Genomic DNA, 20,029 nt, shown 5'->3' on the forward strand with positions numbered 1-20,029 from the left:
GCTAGCCTGCTCTTCCCTCTTCCCTCTTCCCTCTTCCCTCTTCCCTCTTCCCTCTTCCCTCTTCCCTCTTCCCTCTTCCCTCTTCCCTCTTTTACTCCCCATCTTCCCGCTTCCGCTTGACGAGTCGGCCGAGCAGCAGGCCGACTTCGTAGAGCAGGTACATGGGCACGGCGAGCAGGCTCTGCGAGACGACGTCGGGCGGAGTCAGCAGCATGCCGATGATGAAACAGCCGAGGATGATGTAGGGCCGCTTGCTGGCCAGGCTCTGGACCGTGGTGGCGCCGGAGAGAATCAGCAGGAAGGTGGCGACGGGAATCTCGAAGGCGATCCCGAAAGCGAAGAACAGCTTGAGCACGAAGTTCAGGTACTGCTGGATGTCGGTCATCACCGCCACCTGGGCCGGTCCGGTCTGGGTGAAGAACTGGAACAGCAGCGGAAAGACCACATAGTAGGCAAAGGCGATGCCGGTGTAGAACAGCAAGATGCTGGAGGCCAGCAGGGGCAGTGCCAGATGTTTCTCGTTGGCGTAGAGCCCCGGGGCGATAAAGGCCCAGGCCTGATGCAACACGAAGGGCACCGCGATCAGGAAGGCCACCATCAGGGTCAGCTTGAAGGGAGCGAGAAAGGGCGACGCCACCTCGGTGGCGATCATCTGCGAGCCTTCCGGCAGCAGGGCCATCAGCGGGTCGGCGACGAAGGTGTAGATATCGTTGGCAAAGGCATAGAGCCCGAGGAAGATGACCAGGATGAGCACCACGGCCCGCATCAGCCGCGAGCGCAGCTCGACCAGGTGCTCGATCAGCGGGGCGTGCTTGTGCTCCTGTTGACTCATCGCGAGGGGGCATCCTTGTCGTCGGCAGCCGCAGAAGAGGTGGTGTTGTCAGGTGTCGAGGTGTTCGGCTTGGTGCGCTCGGCGTCGGGGCGGTCCGTGTCGGCCATGCCTTCGACATCACGCTTGACGCTGTTCACGCCCTCGTCGAGTTGTTTCTGCTGCTCGTCGAGCTGGCGGCGCAGTTCTTCGGCCTCGAGCTGCGAGTTGATCTCGCGCTGCATGTCGGCAACGGTGCGCTTGATGCGACCGACCCACAGCCCGGCGGTGCGGGCGGCCCGGGGCAGACGCTCGGGGCCGAGTACCAGCAGACCGACGACGCCGAGGAGGAGGAGTTCGAGAAAGCCGATGTCGAACATGGCGGCTTACTTGCGCTCTTCCTGTTCTTCTGCCTTGCGCTCGGCCTTGACGTCGTAGGTGGTGCCTTCGTCGTCATGGCGAACGTGCGCCTGCGGGTCGTCCTGTGCCTTTTCGTCGCTTTTTTCGTCCTCGTTCATGGCCTTCTTGAAGCCCTTCAGTGCCCCGCCCAGGTCGCCGCCGACGTTGCGCAGCTTCTTGGTGCCGAAGATCAGGATGATGATGCCGAGTACGATCAGCAGTTGCCAGATACTGATACCACCTAACATGGGAACTTCCTCAGATTTTGGCTCCGCTACCCGCGAAGCGATGGTGCGAGACGCTGGTGACAGTTCCGTATGGAGTCTATCGCGCAGCCTTTTCGTCGTGCCCGGAGATACCGAAACGACGGGCCAGCTCGTCGAGCACCTGATGATGGTCCAGGTCCAGGTGCGAGAGCATGACCAGACTATGAAACCACAGGTCGGCGGTCTCATTGATCAAAGCCTGGCGTTGTGTCTCCCCCCCGTGCTCGGCGTCCTTGGCGGCCAGCAGTGTTTCGGTCGCTTCTTCACCGACCTTTTCGAGTATCTTGTTCAAACCCTTGTGATGCAAGGCCGCGACATAGGAGTCATCCGGGTTGGCTTGACGGCGCTGCTCAAGTACGTCGTGAAGGTGTTCCAGGGTATCGCTCATGGGTTACGGTTCCATTGCAGAGGGTCAGTTCCAGATCAGCAGCAGCCCGCCCAGAAGGGCGGCGCCGAGTACAGGCCAGGGCTGCTCGCTGGCCCATGCGAGCAGGGGCTGCCAGGCCAGGGCGCCGATCACCAGGAGTCCGCCCAGGCGCAGGCGCCGCTGGCGTTGCGCCCGCACATCCAGGCGTCGCTGGATGCGGCCTATGGCCTCGGACTGGCGGCGTTGTTGATGGTGGCCATGCTCGGCGCGTACCAGTGCCTGATGAGCCAGCACCGGCAATTCCGGCAGCTGTCGTGACAGCTCGGGCGCCTGGCGCTTGAGGGATTCCCAGAAGCCACGGGCGCCGGCACGTTCGCGCATCCACTGCTCCAGGAAGGGCTTGGCCGTGGCCCACAGGTCCAGGTCGGGGTAGAGCTGGCGGCCCAGGCCCTCGATGTTGAGCAGGGTCTTCTGCAGCAATACCAGCTGGGGCTGGACCTCCATGTTGAAGCGTCGCGCGGTCTGGAAGAGCCCCAGCAGCACCTGGCCGAAGGAGATATCCTTGAGCGGCTTCTCGAGGATCGGCTCGCAGACGGTGCGCACCGCGGCGGCGAACTCGTTGGCGCGTGTGTCTTCGCCGACCCAGCCGGACTCGATGTGCAGGGCCGCCACTTCGTAATAGTCCTGATGGAAGAATGCCAGCAGGTTGCGCGCCAGGTAGTCCTGATCCTCGCGGGTCAGGCTGCCGACAATGCCGCAGTCGATGGCGATGTACTGCGGGTCCGCGGGGGCCTCGCGGGACACGAAAATGTTGCCCGGGTGCATGTCGGCATGGAAGAAGTTGTCACGAAAGACCTGGGTGAAGAAGATCTCCACCCCACGCTCGGCGAGCTTCTTGAGGTCTGTGCCTTGCGCCGCGAGGGTGTCGGTGTCGGCCACCGGTACGCCATGGATGCGTTCCTGGACCATGACGCGGTGGCGCGTCAGATCCCAGTAGGTGGCGGGGACATAGAGCAACGGTGAGTGCTGGAAATTGCGCCGCAGCTGGGAGGTGTTTGCGGCTTCCTTGGTCAGGTCGAGCTCATCGAAGAGCGTCGACTCATAGTCGCGCACCACCTCCACGGGTCGCAGCCGGCGGGCTTCCGGGACATGGGCCAGGATGCCGGCGAGGCGGTAAAGCAACGCCATGTCCTGACGCATGACGGCCTCGATGCCGGGGCGGATGATCTTGACCACCACATCCTCGCCGCCGTGCAGGGTGGCGGCGTGTACCTGGGCGATGGAGGCCGAAGCCAGCGGCTTTTCGGCGAAGCGTGCGAAGGCTTCGTCCAGCGACATCTCCAGCTCTTCCTCGACCAGCGCTCGTGCCTGATCGCCGGGAAAGGGCGGGACCTGGTCCTGTAGACGTTTCAGCTCATCGGCGATGTCCGGTGGCAGCAGGTCGCGGCGCGTCGACAGCACCTGGCCGAATTTGATGTAGATGGGCCCCAGGGTTTCCAGGGCCAGGCGCAGGCGTTCGCCACGCTGGCGCGGGCCAATGCTGATCAGTCGCAGCGGCGACAGCATGAAGAGCCCGCGCAACCACCAGGGCAGACGCTCCATGGGCACCAGGGTGTCCAGCCGATAGCGGCTGATCACCCAGACGATGCGCATCAGGCGCCGGATCATGCGCTGGCCTCCGTCGCCAGCAGGCGGCGGCGCAGGCGAGTCAGGCGGGCTTCGAGACGGTCGGTAGCCAGCTCAAGTTCGGTCAGGTGGTCACGCATGGCCTCGAACTGGTGCTGGCCCGGCAGCAACCGTGCTTCCTCGAAGACGTATTCGGCGACATCCGCACGCAGCTCGCGCTGGGTGCGCAGTCCCCAGCGGCCGACATGGCGCAGGCCCTCGGCCAGGCTGTGGGCCGGCACATCGCCGAGCCAGTGCGCCATTTCGCCTTCCCAGTCCAGGTCGAGATCCACGAGGAGGTCGCGCATCTCTTCCAGCAGGTGAACGCGGCCGCGCACCGCCAGCTTGCCCTGAAACATCAGGCGCTCGATGTCGGCGCCGCCCAGGAGTTCGCCGAGGGTTTCGGCATCGAGCTCCACCGTGGCGTCGAAGTCTCCTTCTTCGGCGTCATCGGGGCGCATCAGGTCGATGCCCTGATCATGGAAGTGCAGACTGAGCGCCAGGGCGGGAGACTCCAGGCGCAGCAGTACGCGCTGCCCGCTCAGGCTCGCGAGCCGCGATGGGGCGGCGGGGTCCCGGGCGAGCAGGGCGTTGAGGGTGCGTTCCAGGCCGGCCAGCAAGAGGGTCGATGTCATGTCGTCCTCACAGCTTGATACCGCGGTGCAGGGCGACGATGCCGCCGGTCAGATTGGTGTACTCGACCCGCTCGAGACCGGCGTTTTCCATCATGCCCTTGAGGGTCTGCTGGTCGGGGTGCATGCGAATCGACTCGGCCAGGTAGCGGTAGCTGTCGGCGTCACCGGCGACGAACTCGCCCATGCGCGGCAGCAGTCGAAAGGAGTACTCGTCATAGGCGCGATTGAGCGCGGCACTCTGGGGTTTGGAGAACTCCAGCACCAGCAGGCGGCCACCGGGTTTGAGCACACGGGTCATGGAGCGCAGGGCGGCATTCTGATCGGTGACATTGCGCAGGCCGAAGGCGATGGTAATGCAGTCGAAGCTGTTGTCGGGAAAGGGCAGGGTCTCGGCGTTGGCCTGGACATACTCGACGTTGCCGCCGACGCCACGATCCAGCAGCTTGTCACGGCCGACCCGCAGCATGGACTCGTTGATGTCGGCCAGCACCACCCGGCCTCTTGGCCCCACCAAACGCGCGAACTTGTAGGTCAGGTCACCGGTGCCGCCGGCGATGTCGAGCACGCTGTGGCCCGGGCGCACCGCGGCGCGCTCGATGGTCAGCCGCTTCCAGACACGATGAATGCCGAATGACATCAGGTCGTTCATGACATCGTAGCGCGAGGCGACCGAGTCAAAGACATCCGCCACGCGGGAAGCCTTCTCGGTGACCGGGACTTCCTGGTAGCCGAAGTGCGTGGTGTGCTTGTCGCTGGTCATGCGCGGGGCTCCCGGGTCAGCTGCACTGAAAAAACGCGATACCCGTGGGGCTCGCCCACGGGCAGGTCATTGTAGCGCCCCGCGACCGCTCTTGTCTTGACGCTGGCGCGGCCCGTCACAACTGACGGATCTCGATACCCTGGGGCTCGCGCGATGCGCCCGCCTGTTCCAGCTGCTTCAGATAACCGTTCCAGTAGCTTTCGCGGCGCTGGATGAGATCATACAGATATTCCCAGCTGTAGATGCCGCTGTCATGGCCGTCATCGAAGTGCAGCTTGATGGCATAACGCCCGACCTGGGAGATGTTGGTGAGGCCGACATGCTTCTTGCCGACCTGCAGGGTCGCCGACTCGGGGCCGCCGTGCCCGCGCACCTCGGCGGAGGGCGAGAAGACGCGCAGATATTCCACCGACAAGCGGAAACTGACCTCGTCCTCGTAGATCAACTCCAGCTCACGCGCCTGTTTGTGGTAATGCACCTGGATCGGAATCGGAGCGGACATGGGGACCTCCGTTGAGAGGAAAGAAGGAAGAGGGAAGAAAGAAGAGGGAAGCCTGGTTCGAGATTCCTCTTCCCTCTTCAAGGCGCGAAGCGCCGTTCTTCCTTCTTCAAGCGGCATCGCCGCGTCTTAGAGAATATACCGCGACAGGTCTTCGTCGACGGCGAGTTCGCCGAGCTGGGAGTCGACGTAGGCGGCGTCGATGGTCAGGCTGTCGCCCATGTCGGAGCCCTTGAACGAGGCTTCCTCGAGCAGGCGTTCCATGACCGTGTGCAGCCGGCGGGCGCCGATGTTCTCGGTGCCTTCGTTGACCTTGAAGGCGATCTCGGCGATGCGTTCGATGCCGTCTTCGGTGAAGGTCACGTCCAGCCCTTCGGTCTTGAGCAGGGCCTCGTACTGACGCGTCAGGGCCGCGGAGGGCTCGGTGAGGATGCGCTTGAAGTCATCCGGCGTCAGGGCATTGAGCTCGACGCGGATCGGCAGACGACCCTGCAGCTCCGGAATCAGGTCCGAGGGGCGCGACAGGTGGAAGGCGCCGGAGGCGATGAAGAGGATGTGGTCGGTCTTCACCATGCCGTGCTTGGTCGACACCGTGGAGCCCTCGATCAGCGGCAGCAGATCGCGCTGCACGCCTTCGCGGGAGACTTCGCCGCCGCTCGACTGGCCGCTGCCCTTGGCGACCTTGTCGAGCTCGTCGAGGAAGACGATGCCATGCTGCTCGACGGCCTCGATGGCGCGCTGCTTGATGTCGTCCTCGTTGACCAGCTTGGCGGCTTCCTCGTCACGCAGCAGCGAGAAGGCATCCTTGACCGCGACACGACGCGTCTCGGTCTTCTGCTTGCCCATGCTGGAGAACATGCTCTGCAGCTGGCTGGTCATTTCTTCCATGCCCGGCGGGGTCATGATGTCCATGCCCTGCCCCTGGGGCGTGACCTCGACATCGATTTCCTTGTCGTCGAGCTCGCCCTCGCGCAGCTTCTTGCGGAAGCTCTGGCGGGTGGCGTTGTCGGTGCGCGGCTGATCTTCCTGGCCGCGCGGCGGTGGCAGCAGCACATCGAGGATGCGGTCCTCGGCGGCATCCTCGGCACGATGGCGCACCTCGTCCTTGGCCTGCTCGCGCACCAGCTTGATGGCGGCTTCGGTGAGGTCGCGGATGATCGATTCGACATCGCGGCCCACATAGCCGACTTCGGTGAACTTGGTGGCCTCGATCTTGATGAAGGGCGCGCCGGAAAGCTTGGCCAAGCGGCGGGCGATCTCGGTCTTGCCGACACCGGTGGGGCCGATCATCAGGATGTTCTTGGGCGTGACTTCCTGGCGCAGCTCCTCGTCGAGCTGCATGCGGCGCCAGCGGTTGCGCAGGGCGCTGGCCACGGCACGCTTGGCGTCCTGCTGGCCGATGATGTACTGGTCCAGGGCGTGGACGATTTCGCGGGGGGTCATCTGAGTCATGATCAGAGCTCTTCCAGCGTGACGTGGTGGTTGGTGTAGACACAGATATCGCCGGCGATTTCCAGCGACTTCTCGGTGACCTCGCGGGCCGACAGGTCGGTATTCTCGAGCAGGGCACGCGCCGAGGACAGGGCATAGTTGCCGCCGGAGCCGATGGCGATGATACCGCGCTCGGGTTCGAGGACGTCGCCATTGCCGGTGATGATCAGCGAGGCATGCTTGTCGGCCACCGCCAGCAGGGCCTCCAGGCGACGCAGGGCGCGGTCGGTGCGCCAGTCCTTGGCCAGCTCGACGGCCGACTTCACCAAGTTGCCCTGGTATTTCTCCAGCTGGGCCTCGAAGCGCTCGAACAGCGTGAAGGCGTCGGCGGTACCGCCGGCAAATCCGGCCAGTACCTGGCCACGGTAGAGGCGACGCACCTTGCTGGCGTTGCCTTTCATCACGGTATCACCCAGTGAGACCTGGCCATCGCCGGCCAGAGCCACCTGGTCGCCGCGGCGCACGGAAACGATCGTGGTCATGGAGGGAACTCCTTGTGGAAGCGAATGGCTCCCGATGACTGGCGGCGTCAGCAGGCTGACGCCGAGAACTAGCGTTATCCGGGTAGGTGCGGGCAGCCGGGGGGAAATTCAACCGCCTGCTGCGGGGCGGCAGGGCCGCCCCGTGATCAGTTCTGCAACTGGATGAGCAGCGGCTCGATGCCCTGGGTGACCATCAGGTCCTGGGCGCGGACGAGTTCGTTGCGGTCGGTGTAGGGGCCAACCTGAACACGGTGCCAGGTAGCGCCATCGCCGGTCTTGACCTCGGTGATGTTGGCCAGCAGGCCGAAATCCTTGAGGCGGTTGGCCAGTTGCCGGGCGTCGGCCGTCGAACGGAAGGAGGCTGCCTGCAGCATGTAGCGGCCTCCCTCCTCGACTCGAGGCTGGCTGGAGGATGGCTCCGAGGACTGGTTGGTGTTGGCGGCGATGACCTGAGCGATCGGGTCGTCAGCAGGCGCGTCGCTGCTGGTGTCCGACTCGTCGCCGTCAGTGTCCTCACCTTCCTGAGCCTGATCGCGAGAGGGCGGCGTGGCGGTGGACTCGGGCATGTTGCCGCCCGGTGCGACGACTTCGGATTCCGGCAGCAGGGTGTAGAACTCGAAGGTTGGCATGTCAGATTTTTTAGCCTCGGCTGGCGAGGCCTGAGTCGCCTGAGCCGAGGTTGCCTGGTCTGATGATTTGGGCACGGCAGTCGCCACGGGCGAGTCCGGTGCGTCCTGCCATGGGGCGGTGCCGTGCTGGTGCTGCGAAATCAGGAAACCGGCTACCAGGCCGCATAGCCCCCAGAGCCAGCCGGGGACACCACGCCGTGGCGCTGCCTGCTTGCTCTTCGAGCGCTGGTTGGTGGCGCCGCGCTTGCGCGGTGGCGCCTTCTTGCGGGTGGCCATGGCTTACATCTCCTCGGGGGCGCTGACACCCAGCATATCCAGGCCGTTGCGCAGCACCTGGCGGGTCGCCAGGCCCAGCGCCAGGCGGGCATTGCGCGCGGCCGCGTCGTCGACCATCACCTTGACGGCGTTGTAGCAGGTGTGGAATTCCGCAGCGAGGTCCTGCAGGTACTGTGCGACCTGCTGAGGCTCCCGGGCGATGGCGGCACGTTCGACGACTTCCGGATAGCGCGACAGCCGGTTGAGCAGGGTCTTTTCCTGTTCGGTATCGAGCTGACCGAGGTTGGCCAGGGCCTGGTCGTGGTCGAAGGGGCGTGATTCGGCCTCGGCCTTGCGCAGCATGCTGCAGACACGGGCATGGGCGTACTGCACGTAGTAGACCGGGTTGTCGTTCGACTGGGAGCGCGCCAGGTCGATATCGAAGGTCAGCTGAGAGTCGGCGCGGCGCGCGGCCAGGAAGAAGCGCGTCGCATCGCGTCCCACTTCGTCGATCAGGTCGCGCAGGGTGACATAGCTGCCGGCACGCTTGGACAGCTTGACCTCGACGCCGGAGCGGGTGACCAGCACCATCTGGTGCAGCACATAGTCCGGCCAGCCAGCGGGGATGCCGGCCTCGAGGGCCTGCAGGCCGGCACGCACGCGGGTCACGGTGGAGTGATGATCGGCGCCCTGCTCGTTGATCACGGTCGTGAAGCCACGCTGCCACTTGTCCAGGTGGTAGGCGACATCGGGCAGGAAATAGGTGTAGTGACCATCCTGCTTGCGCATCACCCTGTCCTTGTCGTCACCGAAGTCGGTGGTGCGCAGCCAGGTGGCGCCATCCTGCTCGTAGGTGTGGCCGTTGTCCGCCAGGCGTGCGGCGGTAGCGGCCACCTTGCCTTCGTCATACAGCGAGGACTCGAGGAAATAGACATCGAAGTTCACGCCGAAGGCGTGGAGGTCCAGGTCCTGCTCGCGACGCAGATAGGCCACGGCGAAGTCGCGTATGGCATCCAGGTCCTCGGGGTCGCCGCGGCCGGTGACATGGCGGTCATCCGCATGCACGGTCTCGCCGGCCATGTAGCTACGGGCGACATCCGCGATGTAGCCACCGCGATAGCCGTCCTCGGGCCAGGCGTCGTCGTCCGGGGTCAGCCCCCGGGCGCGCGTCTGCACGGATAACGCCAGGTTGGCGATCTGCGCGCCGGCGTCGTTGTAATAAAACTCGCGAGTGACCTCGAAGCCCGAGGCGGCCATCAACCGGCACAGGCAGTCGCCGATGGCGGCGCCACGACCATGGCCGACATGCAGCGGGCCCGTGGGGTTGGCCGAGACGAATTCCACCTGGACCTTCTGGCCGCGGCCGATCATGCTGCGGCCGTAGGCATCGCCACTGTCGAGGATGTGGCGTACCACCTGGGCGGCGGCGTCGGTCGCGGCGAAGAAGTTGACGAAGCCGGGGCCGGCGATCTCGACCCGGCTGACAGCTTCGCTGTCGGGCAGTGCCGCTACCAGCTTGTCGGCCAGTTCGCGCGGGTTGAGGCCGGCCGGCTTGGCCAGCATCAGCGCCAGGTTGGTGGCGTAGTCGCCATGAGCCTTGTCCCGGGCCGGTTCGACCTTGATGGTCGGCGCCAGCTCGGCGGGAAGAACCCCCTGGTCCCGGAGCTCGGCCAGGGCGCTCTCCAGTAGCGAGATGATGGTGTCTTTCATGGGGCGTCGTCGATGTCCTGTGGCGCGGGCTTGTGGGGAGCGGCGGATGACGCGGCCCGGCAGGACCGCCACCCGGCGCCCCCGGCGCTCGCCCTTCAATGGGCAGTTGGTCGCGTATTATCGACAATTGTGGCGCGGCTTTAAACCCCGGTCGGCAAGGACGCGGCTACGCCGCTTGAAGAGGGAAGAGCGCCCGGCCTGTCGGCCGGGCTGGAAGTCGGAAGGATGGAAACTCGCGCCGAGCCTTGAGTCATGAAACTGCACTTTAGTATCTGGGCCCAACATACTTTCCTGCGCGCCACCTCCTTCTTCCTTCTTTTCTCTTCCAGCCTTCAGCTCAGCGTCTGCGGGTCGATGTCGAGCGACCAGCGGACGCGGCGTGCGCCGGGTTCGGCTTCCATCCAGGCGATCAGCTGGGCGCAGGCGGCGTGCAGGCGGCTGCGTTTGTCGGCGCCGAGCATGATCTGCATGTGGTAGCGGTTCTGGCGGCGTTCCATGGGCGCGGGGACGGGGCCGAGGCACTCGATGTCCAGCTCGCTGTGCTCGATGAAGGCACGAGTGGCGGTGGCGGCGCTTTCGGCCAGGCTGCTGACATCCTGCTCTGCGGGACTCTCCAGGCGCAGCAGGGCGAGGAAGCGAAAGGGCGGCAGGCCGGCGGCGCGGCGTTCCTCCAGCAATTGCTCGGCCAGGGCGTCGTAGCCGCGTGCGGCCAGCAGTCTCAGGTTGGGGTCATCCGGGTGCAGGGTCTGCACCAGGACACGCCCCGGATGGGCGGAGCGTCCGGCGCGTCCGGCGACCTGTTCCAGCAGCTGGGCGCTGTGCTCCAGGGCGCGGAAATCGCTGGCGTAGAGGCCGGCATCGGCGTTGACCACCACCACCAGGTTGACGTGTGGCAGGTGGTGCCCCTTGGCCAGCATCTGGGTGCCGACCAGCAGACAGGGCTCGCCGCGCCTGACCTCGGTCAGGGTCTGTTCCAGGGCGTCGCGGCGCCGCGTGCTGTCCCGGTCGATGCGGTGTACCGGAGTGTCGGGAAAACGCTCGGCCAGGGTCTCCTCGGTACGTTCCGTGCCGCTGCCCAGCGGACGCAGGTCGGCGCTGCCGCAGTCGGGACAGGCATCGGGCAGGGGGCGACGGTGGTCACAATGGTGGCAGGCCAGCAGCGGTGGCTGACGATGCAGTGTCATGTGGGCATCGCAGTGATCGCACTCGGCCAGCCAGCCGCAGGCGTGACAGGCCAGGGTGGGCGCGAAGCCCCGGCGGTTGATGAAGACCAGCACCTGATGGCCGGCGTTCAGCGTCGTGGTGATGGCCTCGAGGACCGGCGTGATCAGGCCGCCCTGGCGGGTGCGGCCGCGCAGGTCCACCAGCTCGAGGCGTGCCGGCGCATGCCGGCTGGCACGTTGTGTCAGGCGCAGGTGGTGATAATCCCCGGCAGTGGCGTGCTGCAGGCTTTCCAGTGCGGGCGTGGCGCTGCCCAGAACGACCGGAATGGCATGATGCTGGGCGCGGATGATGGCCAGGTCGCGGGCGTGGTAGCGCAGGCCTTCCTGCTGTTTGAAGGAGCCGTCGTGTTCCTCGTCGACGATGATGGCCCCGGGGCGGGCGAGCGGCGTGAAGATGGCCGACCGCGTGCCGATGACAATGGGCGCGCGGCCGCTGGCGGCGGCCTCCCAGGCGTCCAGGCGGTCGTTGTCGGTGAGCCCGGAATGCAGGGCGACCACGGTGCACTGGAAGCGTTTGCGAAAGCGCTCCAGGGTCTGGGGTGTCAGGCCGATCTCCGGGACCAGTACCAGTGCCTGGCGCTGCCGGGTGATGACCGCCTCGATCAGTTGCAGATAGATCTCGGTCTTGCCGCTGCCGGTCACGCCATGCAGCAGGCAGGGATGGAAGGTATCGAGGCCGGCGTGGAGCCTGGCCATGGCGGCAGCCTGCTCGCCGTTCAGCGGCAGGGCGGGCTCGGCCAGTACCGCCCCCTGCGGCTGTTGCCCGCCGGTCATCGGCTCCTCGTGGCGTTCGATCAGCCCCTTGTTGACCAGCGCCTTGAGCTGTTCCCGGGTGAACGACTGGGCCAGCACGGCCTGGGTGACCAGGCCGTGGGCATGCTGTTGCAGCATGTTCAGCAGAGCCGCCTGGCGCGGGGCCCGCGACAGTTCCGGAGGGGCATCGTCGCGGGCCGCATGGGTGGCCGTCCAGCGTTCCCGGGTGCGTGGTGTCAGCGAACGGCCCTGGCGCAGCAGGGCGGGCATGGCATTCTGCAGGGTGTCGCCGATGGCATGCTGGTAATAGCGCGCGGTGAAGCGGCACAGCCACAGCCAGTCCGCGGGGAGCGGGGCATCATCCAGCCGGGCGTCGATGGGCTTGAGCTTGTCCAGCGGCAGGTCACTGGTGTCGCGACACTCGATGACGACGCCGACGACCTGGCGGCGGCCGAAGGACACCTGCACACGCAGCCCGGGTTGCCAGCCGTCGGCGGGCGCCGGGCCGTCCGGCCGGTAGTCGAACAGGCGGCGCAGCGGCGAGGGAATGGCGACCCCCAGGACGCTGGGTGTGGGGCGGGGTGAGTCGAGCAATTGGCCTCCGGTGCCGGCTCTGCTAGAATACCGGCCCGCCGCGTGACTGTCATCGACGCGGCCAGCCGGTTGAACGTTCCGATAACCCGTATGCGGTGCCTGGCAATGGATCAGGTGGCGGCATACAGCTTTGCGAGGCTCAAGATGAAACAAGGTATCCATCCGAATTACAAGACGGTCAGCGCGACCTGTTCCTGTGGCGCCACCTTCGACGTTGGCACCACATCCGGTCAGGACATCAACCTGGACGTCTGCTCTCAGTGCCACCCCTTCTATACTGGCAAGCAGAAGCAAGCGACCACCGGTGGTCGTGTCGAGCGCTTCAACAAGCGTTTCGGCGCTGCGATGAAGCGCTGAGAACCGCCGCTGCCGGCACGCCTCACGGCTGCATGCCGTCGAGACGCGACGAACCCGCCCTTCGAGGCGGGTTCTTTTGTTTACGGCGCCGCAATGCGGGTGTGTGACCGTAGCGGCCGCAGGGCACCGGGGGTACGGGAAAGGAATTTGGTTATTTTACGAGAAAAGTCATAAAATAAGTGTGAATATCGCTAAAATGGCGTGAAAACCGGTCGAGTTGAGTCCCTGAGGGTTTTTCTATAACCTTTGCCGCCCTACCGCAAGGCAACCGGATCCATAGCATGACAGATGCGAAGAGACAGGCAGCGCTGGACTATCACGCCCACCCCATCCCGGGGAAACTGTCGGTGGAACTGACCAAGCCCACCGCCACGGCCCGGGACCTCGCCCTGGCCTATAGCCCTGGGGTAGCCGAGCCGGTTCGCGAAATCGCCAAGGATTCGGAAAATGCCTATCTGTATACCGGCAAGGGAAATCTCGTGGCGGTGATCTCCGACGGCAGCGCCATCCTCGGACTCGGCAATCTGGGGCCGCTGGCCAGCAAGCCGGTCATGGAAGGCAAGGGCGTGCTCTTCAAGCGATTTGCCGGCATCAATGCCACGGACGTCGAAGTCAATGCCGAGAGTCCGCAAGCCTTCATCGACACGGTGGCGCGCATTGCCGACACCTGGGGCGGCATCAACCTCGAGGACATCAAGGCTCCAGAGTGTTTCGAGATCGAGCGCGCCCTGATCGAACAATGCCATATCCCCGTCTTTCATGATGACCAGCACGGCACCGCCATTGTTACCGCGGCCGGCATGCTGAATGCCCTGGATATTGCCGACAAGTCGCTGGAAGAGGCGCGGATCGTCTGCCTGGGCGCGGGTGCGGCCGCGATTGCCTGCATGAAGCTGCTGGTGTCATGCGGTGCACGCTCCGACAATCTGATCATGCTGGATCGCAAGGGAGTGATCCATACCGGACGCGAAGACCTCAACCAGTACAAGGCCATGTTCGCCGTCGATACCGACAAGCGCACCCTGACCGATGCCATCGAGGGTGCCGATGTCTTCGTCGGGCTCTCCGGCCCCGGCCTGATGTCGGCGGACCATATCCGTCGCATGGCCGACAATCCGGTGGTCTTCGCCTGTACCAACCCGGACCCGGAAATCGCCCCGGACCTGGCGCATGCGGCACGCCCCGACGTGATCATGGCCACCGGCCGTTCGGATTACCCCAACCAGGTGAATAATGTGCTGGGCTTTCCGTTCATCTTCCGTGGCGCACTGGATGTGCGGGCCACGCGGATCAATGAGGAAATGAAGGTGGCAGCCGTGCATGCGCTCAAGGATCTGGCGCGCGAGCCGGTGCCCCGGGCCGTGCTGGAGGCCTATGATAGCCCGGCCATGAGCTTCGGGCGTGACTACATCATCCCGACCCCCATCGACGTGCGGCTGCTTGAGCGGGTCTCCTCGGCGGTCGCCCAGGCGGCCGTGGATTCTGGTGTGGCGCGGCGGCCTTATCCGTCGCATTACCCGCTGAAGACAGTGGCAGACGTCTACGCCAGCTGATCGCTGACGCCGGCCAATACGACAATGCCGCCAACGGTTTACCCGCTGGCGGCATTGTCTGGTTGGTCATCAGCGGCCAGGGTCAGCGCCCTGGCCCGGTACTAGAAGATGGCTTCATAGGTCCCGGTACCCTGGGAGCCACTTTCCTGCTCGATTGCCTCATCGACGCGTCGTGGTTGCTGGCTCGGCAGATAGTCGGCACGGAAGATTTCCGTGATGCCGCCGGCCTGATTATCGCCCAGCAGGCGACCGGTTTCCGGGTCGATCCGGCGTTCGACTACATCGTCAGGACGCTCGGGCAGGCGCTCCGGGTGTCCTTCCAGGGCCTGGCCCATGAAGTCCACCCAGATGGGCAGGGCGGCCTGGGAGCCATACTCGGCGGTGGGCGAGTTGTCGTCCTTGCCGACCCAGACGGTGGCGGCGAGCCCCATGTTGAAGCCGGCAAACCAGGCATCGCGCTGATCGTTGGTGGTCCCCGTCTTGCCGACGATGTCCTTGCGATCGAGGACCAGGGCGCCTCGGGCGGTGCCACTCTCGACGACTTCACGAAGCATGTCGCGCAGAATATACATGGACGCCGGGTCGGCGATGCGTGGCGCAACGCGATAGGTTTCTCCGTTGATCTCGGTGGTCTCCTGGCCGGCAGTGCATTCGCGACACGCCACTTTGGGGTTGGCCTTCTCCACCAGGGTGTCGTGTTCGCCGCGGGTCACTTTCTGGATGAACCAGGGCTGAACGCGGAAACCGCCATTGGCGAGAGTGGCATAGGCGCGAGTCATTTCCAGTGGCGTCAGGCTGGCACTGCCCAGTGCCAGCGAGAGGCCATTGGGGAGGCGCTGCGGCTTGAAACCGAACTGGTCGAGAAAGTTCAGGGTACTGTTCAAGCCGAGGGACTGCAGCAGGCGAATCGTCACCAGGTTGCGCGAGTGGGCCAGACCGACGCGCAGTCGGGTGGGGCCCCGGAAGTCGCCGCTGGCGTTGTTGGGACGCCACATCTCGCCGCTGCCATCCTGCATGACTACGGGGGCGTCATTGATGACGGTTGCCGGGTTGACCTCGCCGCTCTCGAGACCGGCGAGATAGATGAAGGGCTTGAAGATCGAGCCGGCCTGACGGCGCGCCTGGATGGAACGGTTGAACTTGCTGGCGTCGAAGTCGAAGCCGCCCTGCAGAGCGAGTATGGCGCCGGTCCTTGGGTCCATTGCCACCAGTGATCCCTGGATATCGGGCTTCTGGGAAAGTCGCCAGCTACCGTCTTCGCGTTGCAGGATACGTACCAGCGACCCCGGTGCAGCGATGTCGGCGGCACTGTTCGGTGTGGCGCCTCGGCTGCGCGGACTGTGATAGGGGCGGGCCCATTTCAGCCCGTCCCAGGCGATCGTCTTGATCTCTCGGCCAGTGGTCAGCACGCGCATTTCGCGGTCTTGACTCTCGATCACGATGGCCGGCTTGAGTGGGCCGAGCTCGGGGGTACGCTCGAGCACCTGCAGCCAGTTGCTGACGTCTCCCTCGATGCCTTCGACCGTGGTCTGGCTGCGCTCGGCGGCCTGACGCGCGGTTTCCATGACCTCCGGGGACTCGGAGAGCTCTTCCTCGAGGCCCTGACGTTCGGTGCGCTCCTGGGCTTCGGCCAGGCTGCGCGGGATATCGGTCTCTTCCGGCCCACGCCAACCGTGACGAGTGTCGTAGGCAATCAGACCGTTGGCCAGGGCCTGGCGCGCTAGTGGCTGAAGCTCGCTGTCGATGGTGGTGGTGATGCGATACCCGCCGGTATAGGCCTTGTCCTCAAAGCGCTCCACGGCGAACTGGCGCGCCATCTCGGCCACATATTGGGCCTGGACTTCGGCCTTGGTCACGTGGCGGCGTGCGGTAACCGGCGCCTGCACGGCCTGCTGATATGCCTGCTGGTCGATGTAACCCAGGTCCCGCATGCGGAAGAGGATCCAGTTGCGACGGATCAGGGCGCGTTCGGCATTGGCCAAGGGGTTGAAGGCGGAGGGGGCCTTGGGCAGGCCGGCGATCATGGCCTGCTCGGACAGGGTCAACTCATTCAGCGGGCGGTCGTAGTAGGCCTTCGCTGCTGCCGCAATTCCGTAGGCGCCGTTGCCCAGGTAGATCTTGTTGACGTAGAGCTCAAGGATGTCCTTCTTGCTGAGGATCTGCTCCATCTCGAGCGACAGCAGGATCTCGCGCACCTTGCGGATATAGGTGCGATCCAGCGTCAGCAGGTAGTTGCGGGCGACCTGCATGGTGATGGTCGAGCCCCCCGACTGGATGTTACCGCCACTGGCAATCAATTCGACGGCGGCGCGCGCCAGGCCCTTGGGAGCCACGCCCTGGTGATCGAAGTAGCTGGCATCCTCGGCGGCCAGCAGTGCCTGGACCATGCCTTGCGGTATCTCGTCGAACTCCACCGGCATGCGCCGCTCGGCTCCATACTCTTTGATGAGCTGACCATCCCGGGTATAGATCCGCAGCGGGGTCTGTAGCTCAACGTCCTCCAACTGCCGTACGTCGGGCAGGCCGGGCGCAAAATAGAGCGCTGCACCGGCCACGGCCAGCAACGTGGCGGTGGTGAGAGAAACCAGCAGCCAGAATGCTGAAAAAATCAGGGTTCTGAGAAACTTCATGAAAACGCGGTATCCGTGCTGAGAACGAGGACGTCGTAGCGAGGTGCGCCCAGAGGCCGAGCGGTTCGACGGCCATTATAGGAATACGCCCCGGTGACCACCAGCGTGGATCTTTGGCGACAGTCGGTTTGTGTGAAATTTGTCATTTATGGCTACCCTCGAATTACGGACCGCTGAGGCGATTCGTCGCAGCGCACGGAAGCGCTGAATGTCTGCACTGGTTGGAGGTGGCTGCCATGTTGCGACTCGGATCAGCCAGCAAGGGAATGCTCGGCGTCGATATAGGCGTGTCGGCCGTCAAGCTCGTCGAACTTCGCATGGCGCGCGGCGCAATGCGGTTGTGCGGTCATGGCGTAGCGGCGCTGCCCCGCGGCGCCGTCAGTGACGGGCGCATCCACGATACGGATGGCGTCGTCGAGGCCCTCCAGCGGGTCAGGCGGCAAGCCGGAACCCGTGCCCAGTGTGCCAGTGTTGCGGTGCCGGCTGAAGCCGCCATCATCAAGTCGCTGTCGTTTCCCGTCGGTTTGACGGAAGACGAGCTCGAGGCGCACCTGCAACTCGAATCCGACCAGCACATCCCCTTTCCGTTCAGTGAAGTGTCCTTCGATTTCCAGCTTCTGGGCGCGTCCGCCGATGACCCTGAACAGCAGGCCGTTCTGCTGGTGGCTTGTCGCCGTGAGGCCGTCGAGCAGCGTGCGCAACTGCTGCGTCGTGCCGGCCTGAAGCCGGTCGCGGTGGATGTTGAGACCTTTGCCGTCGAGCGCTCGATGGCAAGGGTCATGGGCCGAACAGGGGCGCCGGACGATGCCGGGGAGCCAGCGGCGCTGGTCGACATCGGCAGTGAGCTCAGCAGCTTCCAGGTGCTGCAGCACGGACGCACCCTCTATCGGCACGAGATGACGCTGGGGAGCCGGGCGCTGCTCGAGGAAGTACAGGTCCACGGCGGGGGCGTTGCGCCCGAGGCCGCTTCGGGCCCCCACGGGATTCTGTCCGACGATGATCATGGCCGGCTGTTGGTGCCCTTCGTCGAGGACCTGGCCCAGCAGATCGACAGAGCCCTGCAGCTCTACCATACCGCCGGCCAGCGTCGGGAGGTCAATCACTTGTGGCTGGCCGGTGGCGCCAGCGTGCTGCCCGGGCTGGTCGAGCGACTGGCCGAGGCAACCGGCATGCGGCTCGCCCTGGCCGACCCATTGCACGATGTTGGCTGGCCTCCGGATGTGGATGAGGCCGCACTCGCCGGCATGGCTCCGGGGTTGCTGACGGCGTGCGGGCTGGCGATGCGGGGGCGGGCATGACCATCGAGATCAACCTCCTGCCCTGGCGCGATGTCCGGCGTGAGGCGCGGTGTCGGCGCTGGCGCGGCATGCTGCTGGGCTCGGTGCTGCTCGGGCTGGCCCTGGGATACGCCCTGGATACCCATTATGCGGCGCGCCTGGACGCCCAAGAAAAGCGTCTGGCCATGATCGCACGCCATATGCAGGCCCTGCAGCCGTCGCTGCAGGCACTCGCGGAGGTGCAGGCGCGTCGCGACGTACTGGATCAGCGTCTCGTCGCGCTGCGGGCGCGTCTGGGACAGCGCGGCCGAGGGCTGGCTCTGTTCAACGGCCTGGCCACCACCCTGATGGAAGGCGTGACCTACACGCGGCTCGAACAGCGCGAGGACAGGCTGATACTCAAGGGCGTGGCGGCCAGTCATCAGCATATCGCGGCGCAATTGCAATCGCTGCGGGCATCGTCAGTCTTCCGCGCGCCTTCGCTGTCGTTGGTGGCGCCGCAGGCATCCGGTTGGCGTTTTCAGTTCAGCGTCGTGCTTGTGGAGGCTCGCTCATGAAAGGGGTGGCCATCAGGCAGCGCCTGGCGCGAGTGGAGTGGCGGGAGCTGGATCTGCGCGATTCGGCGCACTGGCCGCCGCTGGTGCAGTGGCTGTGTTGTCTGTTGCTGGTCGTTGCCCTGGCGTCGCTCAGCTTGCATTACCTGGTGCGACCCGGCATGCAGGCCCTCGCCATGGCGCAACGCGAGGAGGTCGAGTTGCTGAGTCGCTATCGTCGTCAGCTGAGTCGGGTGGCGAGCCTGCCGCAGCGGCGTGAGCAACTGGCACGGCATCAGGAGGCCTTGTCCTGGCTTGCCGGGGCCTTTCCCGCCTCGGCCGAGATGGCCGCGCTGATTGATGCGATCGGCAGGGCGGCGCAGCGACGAGGCGTGGAGCTCACCACCGTTGAGCTGCAGCCCGTGATCCAGCGACCACCACTGGCCGTGCACCCCGTTTCCCTGGAAATCGCCGGGGCCTTTCATGACCTGGGCCACTTCGTGTCGGATATCTCGACGCTCGAGCGCCTGGTGACCTGGCACGAACTGCGCATGGTCGAGGGCGATGCCGGGGTGAGGCTCTCGCTGCAGGCGCGCGCCTATCAGTTCGCCGCGTCGGGTGAGGAGGGTGACGAATGAAGACCTGGCGCGGCTGTCTTGCGCTGCTGGGGCTGACCGGGCTGCTGGCAGGCTGCGAAGAAGCTCGGCTGGAAGATCTCGAACAGCGCTTGCTGGAGTGGCGTGCCGACGCCACTGTGCCGCCTGGTCAGGGGGTCATGACCTGGGTGCCGTCCGAGTTGCCGGCTTATCGCCATGCCCGAGCACGCAGCCCCTTTGGAATCGGGCCGCCTCAGGTGCCGCCGAGCGCAGGGTCGCCGGCGGAGCCCAATACCACGACCGTGGTGCTGGACGAACTGCGCCTGGTCGGCACCCTGCGGGTTGGCGGCGAGGCCTGGGCCCTGGTCAAGCCACCCGACGGGCGGGTGCAACTGGTGCGTGCCGGCGACTCGCTCGGCGGGGGGCGTGTCCTGGTGGTCGAAGCGGCTCGGGTACGCCTGATGGCGGGACGCGGCACTGATACGGCAGGCGAAGCCGGGACACGGGAAGTGCAACTGACGCTGGATGATTGAGGCGTCTGCCGATA

General features: G+C 65.3%; 20 protein-coding genes. 6 read left to right on the forward strand and 14 right to left on the reverse strand.

Annotated features, from left to right (window positions below):
* Positions 1-91 precede the first annotated feature (91 nt).
* The 13 genes from tatC to HHA01_RS00235 all read right to left on the reverse strand — a co-directional run bounded on the left by tatC (position 92) and on the right by HHA01_RS00235 (position 12,536).
* A complete protein-coding gene (gene tatC / locus HHA01_RS00175) occupies positions 92-832 on the reverse strand; it encodes a twin-arginine translocase subunit TatC (protein WP_141317081.1) in 741 nt (246 codons plus the stop codon).
* A complete protein-coding gene (gene tatB / locus HHA01_RS00180) occupies positions 829-1,188 on the reverse strand; it encodes a Sec-independent protein translocase protein TatB (protein ID WP_141317082.1) in 360 nt (119 codons plus the stop codon). Before tatB ends, tatC begins: the two co-directional genes overlap by 4 nt.
* A 6-nt stretch (positions 1,189-1,194) precedes the next feature.
* Positions 1,195-1,455, reverse strand: coding sequence for a Sec-independent protein translocase subunit TatA (tatA, locus tag HHA01_RS00185; RefSeq protein WP_141317083.1), 261 nt, complete (start codon positions 1,453-1,455; stop codon positions 1,195-1,197).
* A 76-nt stretch (positions 1,456-1,531) separates the two neighbouring features.
* A complete protein-coding gene (locus tag HHA01_RS00190) occupies positions 1,532-1,861 on the reverse strand; it encodes a phosphoribosyl-ATP diphosphatase (RefSeq protein ID WP_141317084.1) in 330 nt (109 codons plus the stop codon).
* Positions 1,862-1,885: 24 nt separating this feature from the next.
* Complete coding sequence (gene ubiB, locus HHA01_RS00195) at positions 1,886-3,508, reverse strand: ubiquinone biosynthesis regulatory protein kinase UbiB (protein WP_141317085.1); 1,623 nt, start codon at positions 3,506-3,508, stop codon at positions 1,886-1,888.
* Positions 3,505-4,140 (reverse strand): ubiquinone biosynthesis accessory factor UbiJ, encoded by a 636-nt coding sequence (locus HHA01_RS00200; protein ID WP_141317086.1) that lies wholly within the window; start codon positions 4,138-4,140, stop codon positions 3,505-3,507. The genes ubiB and HHA01_RS00200 overlap by 4 nt, the downstream gene beginning before the upstream one ends.
* Before the next feature lie 7 nt (positions 4,141-4,147).
* Positions 4,148-4,900: a bifunctional demethylmenaquinone methyltransferase/2-methoxy-6-polyprenyl-1,4-benzoquinol methylase UbiE gene (gene ubiE, locus HHA01_RS00205; RefSeq protein ID WP_141317087.1), complete on the reverse strand. Its 753-nt coding sequence runs from the start codon at positions 4,898-4,900 to the stop codon at positions 4,148-4,150.
* Positions 4,901-5,015: 115 nt separating this feature from the next.
* A complete protein-coding gene (locus HHA01_RS00210; RefSeq protein ID WP_141317088.1) occupies positions 5,016-5,402 on the reverse strand; it encodes a gamma-butyrobetaine hydroxylase family protein in 387 nt (128 codons plus the stop codon).
* 126 nt (positions 5,403-5,528) lie between these two features.
* Positions 5,529-6,851, reverse strand: a complete 1,323-nt coding sequence (hslU, locus tag HHA01_RS00215) for an ATP-dependent protease ATPase subunit HslU (protein WP_141317089.1) — start codon at positions 6,849-6,851, stop codon at positions 5,529-5,531.
* Positions 6,852-6,853: 2 nt separating this feature from the next.
* The gene (gene hslV, locus HHA01_RS00220) at positions 6,854-7,372 is read right to left on the reverse strand and encodes an ATP-dependent protease subunit HslV (RefSeq protein ID WP_141317090.1); all 519 of its coding nucleotides are present in this window, start codon (positions 7,370-7,372) and stop codon (positions 6,854-6,856) included.
* Positions 7,373-7,518: 146 nt separating this feature from the next.
* Positions 7,519-8,277, reverse strand: coding sequence for an SPOR domain-containing protein (locus HHA01_RS00225; protein ID WP_141317091.1), 759 nt, complete (start codon positions 8,275-8,277; stop codon positions 7,519-7,521).
* Positions 8,278-8,280: 3 nt separating this feature from the next.
* Positions 8,281-9,966, reverse strand: a complete 1,686-nt coding sequence (gene argS / locus HHA01_RS00230) for an arginine--tRNA ligase (protein WP_141317092.1) — start codon at positions 9,964-9,966, stop codon at positions 8,281-8,283.
* 332 nt (positions 9,967-10,298) lie between these two features.
* A complete protein-coding gene (locus tag HHA01_RS00235) occupies positions 10,299-12,536 on the reverse strand; it encodes a primosomal protein N' (RefSeq protein WP_141317093.1) in 2,238 nt (745 codons plus the stop codon).
* A 144-nt stretch (positions 12,537-12,680) separates the two neighbouring features.
* Between HHA01_RS00235 and rpmE the strand changes: the two genes are divergently transcribed.
* On the forward strand, positions 12,681-12,893 hold the full coding sequence (gene rpmE, locus HHA01_RS00240; protein ID WP_141317094.1) for a 50S ribosomal protein L31: 213 nt from the start codon (positions 12,681-12,683) through the stop codon (positions 12,891-12,893).
* A 281-nt stretch (positions 12,894-13,174) separates the two neighbouring features.
* Positions 13,175-14,446 carry a malic enzyme-like NAD(P)-binding protein gene (locus HHA01_RS00245; protein ID WP_141317095.1) on the forward strand — a complete coding sequence of 424 codons (1,272 nt, stop codon included), beginning with the start codon at positions 13,175-13,177 and terminating at the stop codon, positions 14,444-14,446.
* A 101-nt stretch (positions 14,447-14,547) separates the two neighbouring features.
* On the opposite strand, the gene HHA01_RS00250 is transcribed toward HHA01_RS00245, so the two are convergent.
* A complete protein-coding gene (locus tag HHA01_RS00250; RefSeq protein WP_141317096.1) occupies positions 14,548-17,076 on the reverse strand; it encodes a penicillin-binding protein 1A in 2,529 nt (842 codons plus the stop codon).
* Positions 17,077-17,312: 236 nt separating this feature from the next.
* On the opposite strand from HHA01_RS00250, the gene pilM reads away from it, so the two are divergent.
* The 4 genes from pilM to HHA01_RS00270 are packed head-to-tail and all read left to right on the forward strand — an operon-like array spanning position 17,313 to position 20,015.
* Complete coding sequence (gene pilM, locus HHA01_RS00255; protein ID WP_141317097.1) at positions 17,313-18,374, forward strand: type IV pilus assembly protein PilM; 1,062 nt, start codon at positions 17,313-17,315, stop codon at positions 18,372-18,374.
* On the forward strand, positions 18,371-18,910 hold the full coding sequence (locus tag HHA01_RS00260; protein ID WP_141317098.1) for a PilN domain-containing protein: 540 nt from the start codon (positions 18,371-18,373) through the stop codon (positions 18,908-18,910). Before pilM ends, HHA01_RS00260 begins: the two co-directional genes overlap by 4 nt.
* Entirely contained in the window at positions 18,907-19,524 is a 618-nt protein-coding gene (locus HHA01_RS00265; protein ID WP_141317099.1) for a type IV pilus inner membrane component PilO, read from the forward strand. The genes HHA01_RS00260 and HHA01_RS00265 overlap by 4 nt, the downstream gene beginning before the upstream one ends.
* A complete protein-coding gene (locus HHA01_RS00270; RefSeq protein WP_141317100.1) occupies positions 19,521-20,015 on the forward strand; it encodes a pilus assembly protein PilP in 495 nt (164 codons plus the stop codon). The genes HHA01_RS00265 and HHA01_RS00270 overlap by 4 nt, the downstream gene beginning before the upstream one ends.
* Positions 20,016-20,029: the final 14 nt, after the last annotated feature.

The sequence above is a fragment of the Halomonas halmophila genome, assembly GCF_006540005.1.
GTDB classification, from domain to species: domain Bacteria; phylum Pseudomonadota; class Gammaproteobacteria; order Pseudomonadales; family Halomonadaceae; genus Halomonas; species Halomonas halmophila.

Bases quoted from the DNA above. Each gene is read 5' to 3' on its own strand.
- tatC (WP_141317081.1), bottom strand. From the start codon at position 832: ATGAGTCAACAGGAGCACAAGCACGCCCCGCTGATCGAGCACCTGGTC.
- tatB (WP_141317082.1), bottom strand. From the start codon at position 1,188: ATGTTCGACATCGGCTTTCTCGAACTCCTCCTCCTCGGCGTCGTCGGT.
- tatA (WP_141317083.1), bottom strand. From the start codon at position 1,455: ATGTTAGGTGGTATCAGTATCTGGCAACTGCTGATCGTACTCGGCATC.
- HHA01_RS00190 (WP_141317084.1), bottom strand. From the start codon at position 1,861: ATGAGCGATACCCTGGAACACCTTCACGACGTACTTGAGCAGCGCCGT.
- ubiB (WP_141317085.1), bottom strand. From the start codon at position 3,508: ATGATCCGGCGCCTGATGCGCATCGTCTGGGTGATCAGCCGCTATCGG.
- HHA01_RS00200 (WP_141317086.1), bottom strand. From the start codon at position 4,140: ATGACATCGACCCTCTTGCTGGCCGGCCTGGAACGCACCCTCAACGCC.
- ubiE (WP_141317087.1), bottom strand. From the start codon at position 4,900: ATGACCAGCGACAAGCACACCACGCACTTCGGCTACCAGGAAGTCCCG.
- HHA01_RS00210 (WP_141317088.1), bottom strand. From the start codon at position 5,402: ATGTCCGCTCCGATTCCGATCCAGGTGCATTACCACAAACAGGCGCGT.
- hslU (WP_141317089.1), bottom strand. From the start codon at position 6,851: ATGACTCAGATGACCCCCCGCGAAATCGTCCACGCCCTGGACCAGTAC.
- hslV (WP_141317090.1), bottom strand. From the start codon at position 7,372: ATGACCACGATCGTTTCCGTGCGCCGCGGCGACCAGGTGGCTCTGGCC.
- HHA01_RS00225 (WP_141317091.1), bottom strand. From the start codon at position 8,277: ATGGCCACCCGCAAGAAGGCGCCACCGCGCAAGCGCGGCGCCACCAAC.
- argS (WP_141317092.1), bottom strand. From the start codon at position 9,966: ATGAAAGACACCATCATCTCGCTACTGGAGAGCGCCCTGGCCGAGCTC.
- rpmE (WP_141317094.1), top strand. From the start codon at position 12,681: ATGAAACAAGGTATCCATCCGAATTACAAGACGGTCAGCGCGACCTGT.
- HHA01_RS00245 (WP_141317095.1), top strand. From the start codon at position 13,175: ATGACAGATGCGAAGAGACAGGCAGCGCTGGACTATCACGCCCACCCC.
- HHA01_RS00250 (WP_141317096.1), bottom strand. From the start codon at position 17,076: ATGAAGTTTCTCAGAACCCTGATTTTTTCAGCATTCTGGCTGCTGGTT.
- pilM (WP_141317097.1), top strand. From the start codon at position 17,313: ATGTTGCGACTCGGATCAGCCAGCAAGGGAATGCTCGGCGTCGATATA.
- HHA01_RS00260 (WP_141317098.1), top strand. From the start codon at position 18,371: ATGACCATCGAGATCAACCTCCTGCCCTGGCGCGATGTCCGGCGTGAG.
- HHA01_RS00265 (WP_141317099.1), top strand. From the start codon at position 18,907: ATGAAAGGGGTGGCCATCAGGCAGCGCCTGGCGCGAGTGGAGTGGCGG.
- HHA01_RS00270 (WP_141317100.1), top strand. From the start codon at position 19,521: ATGAAGACCTGGCGCGGCTGTCTTGCGCTGCTGGGGCTGACCGGGCTG.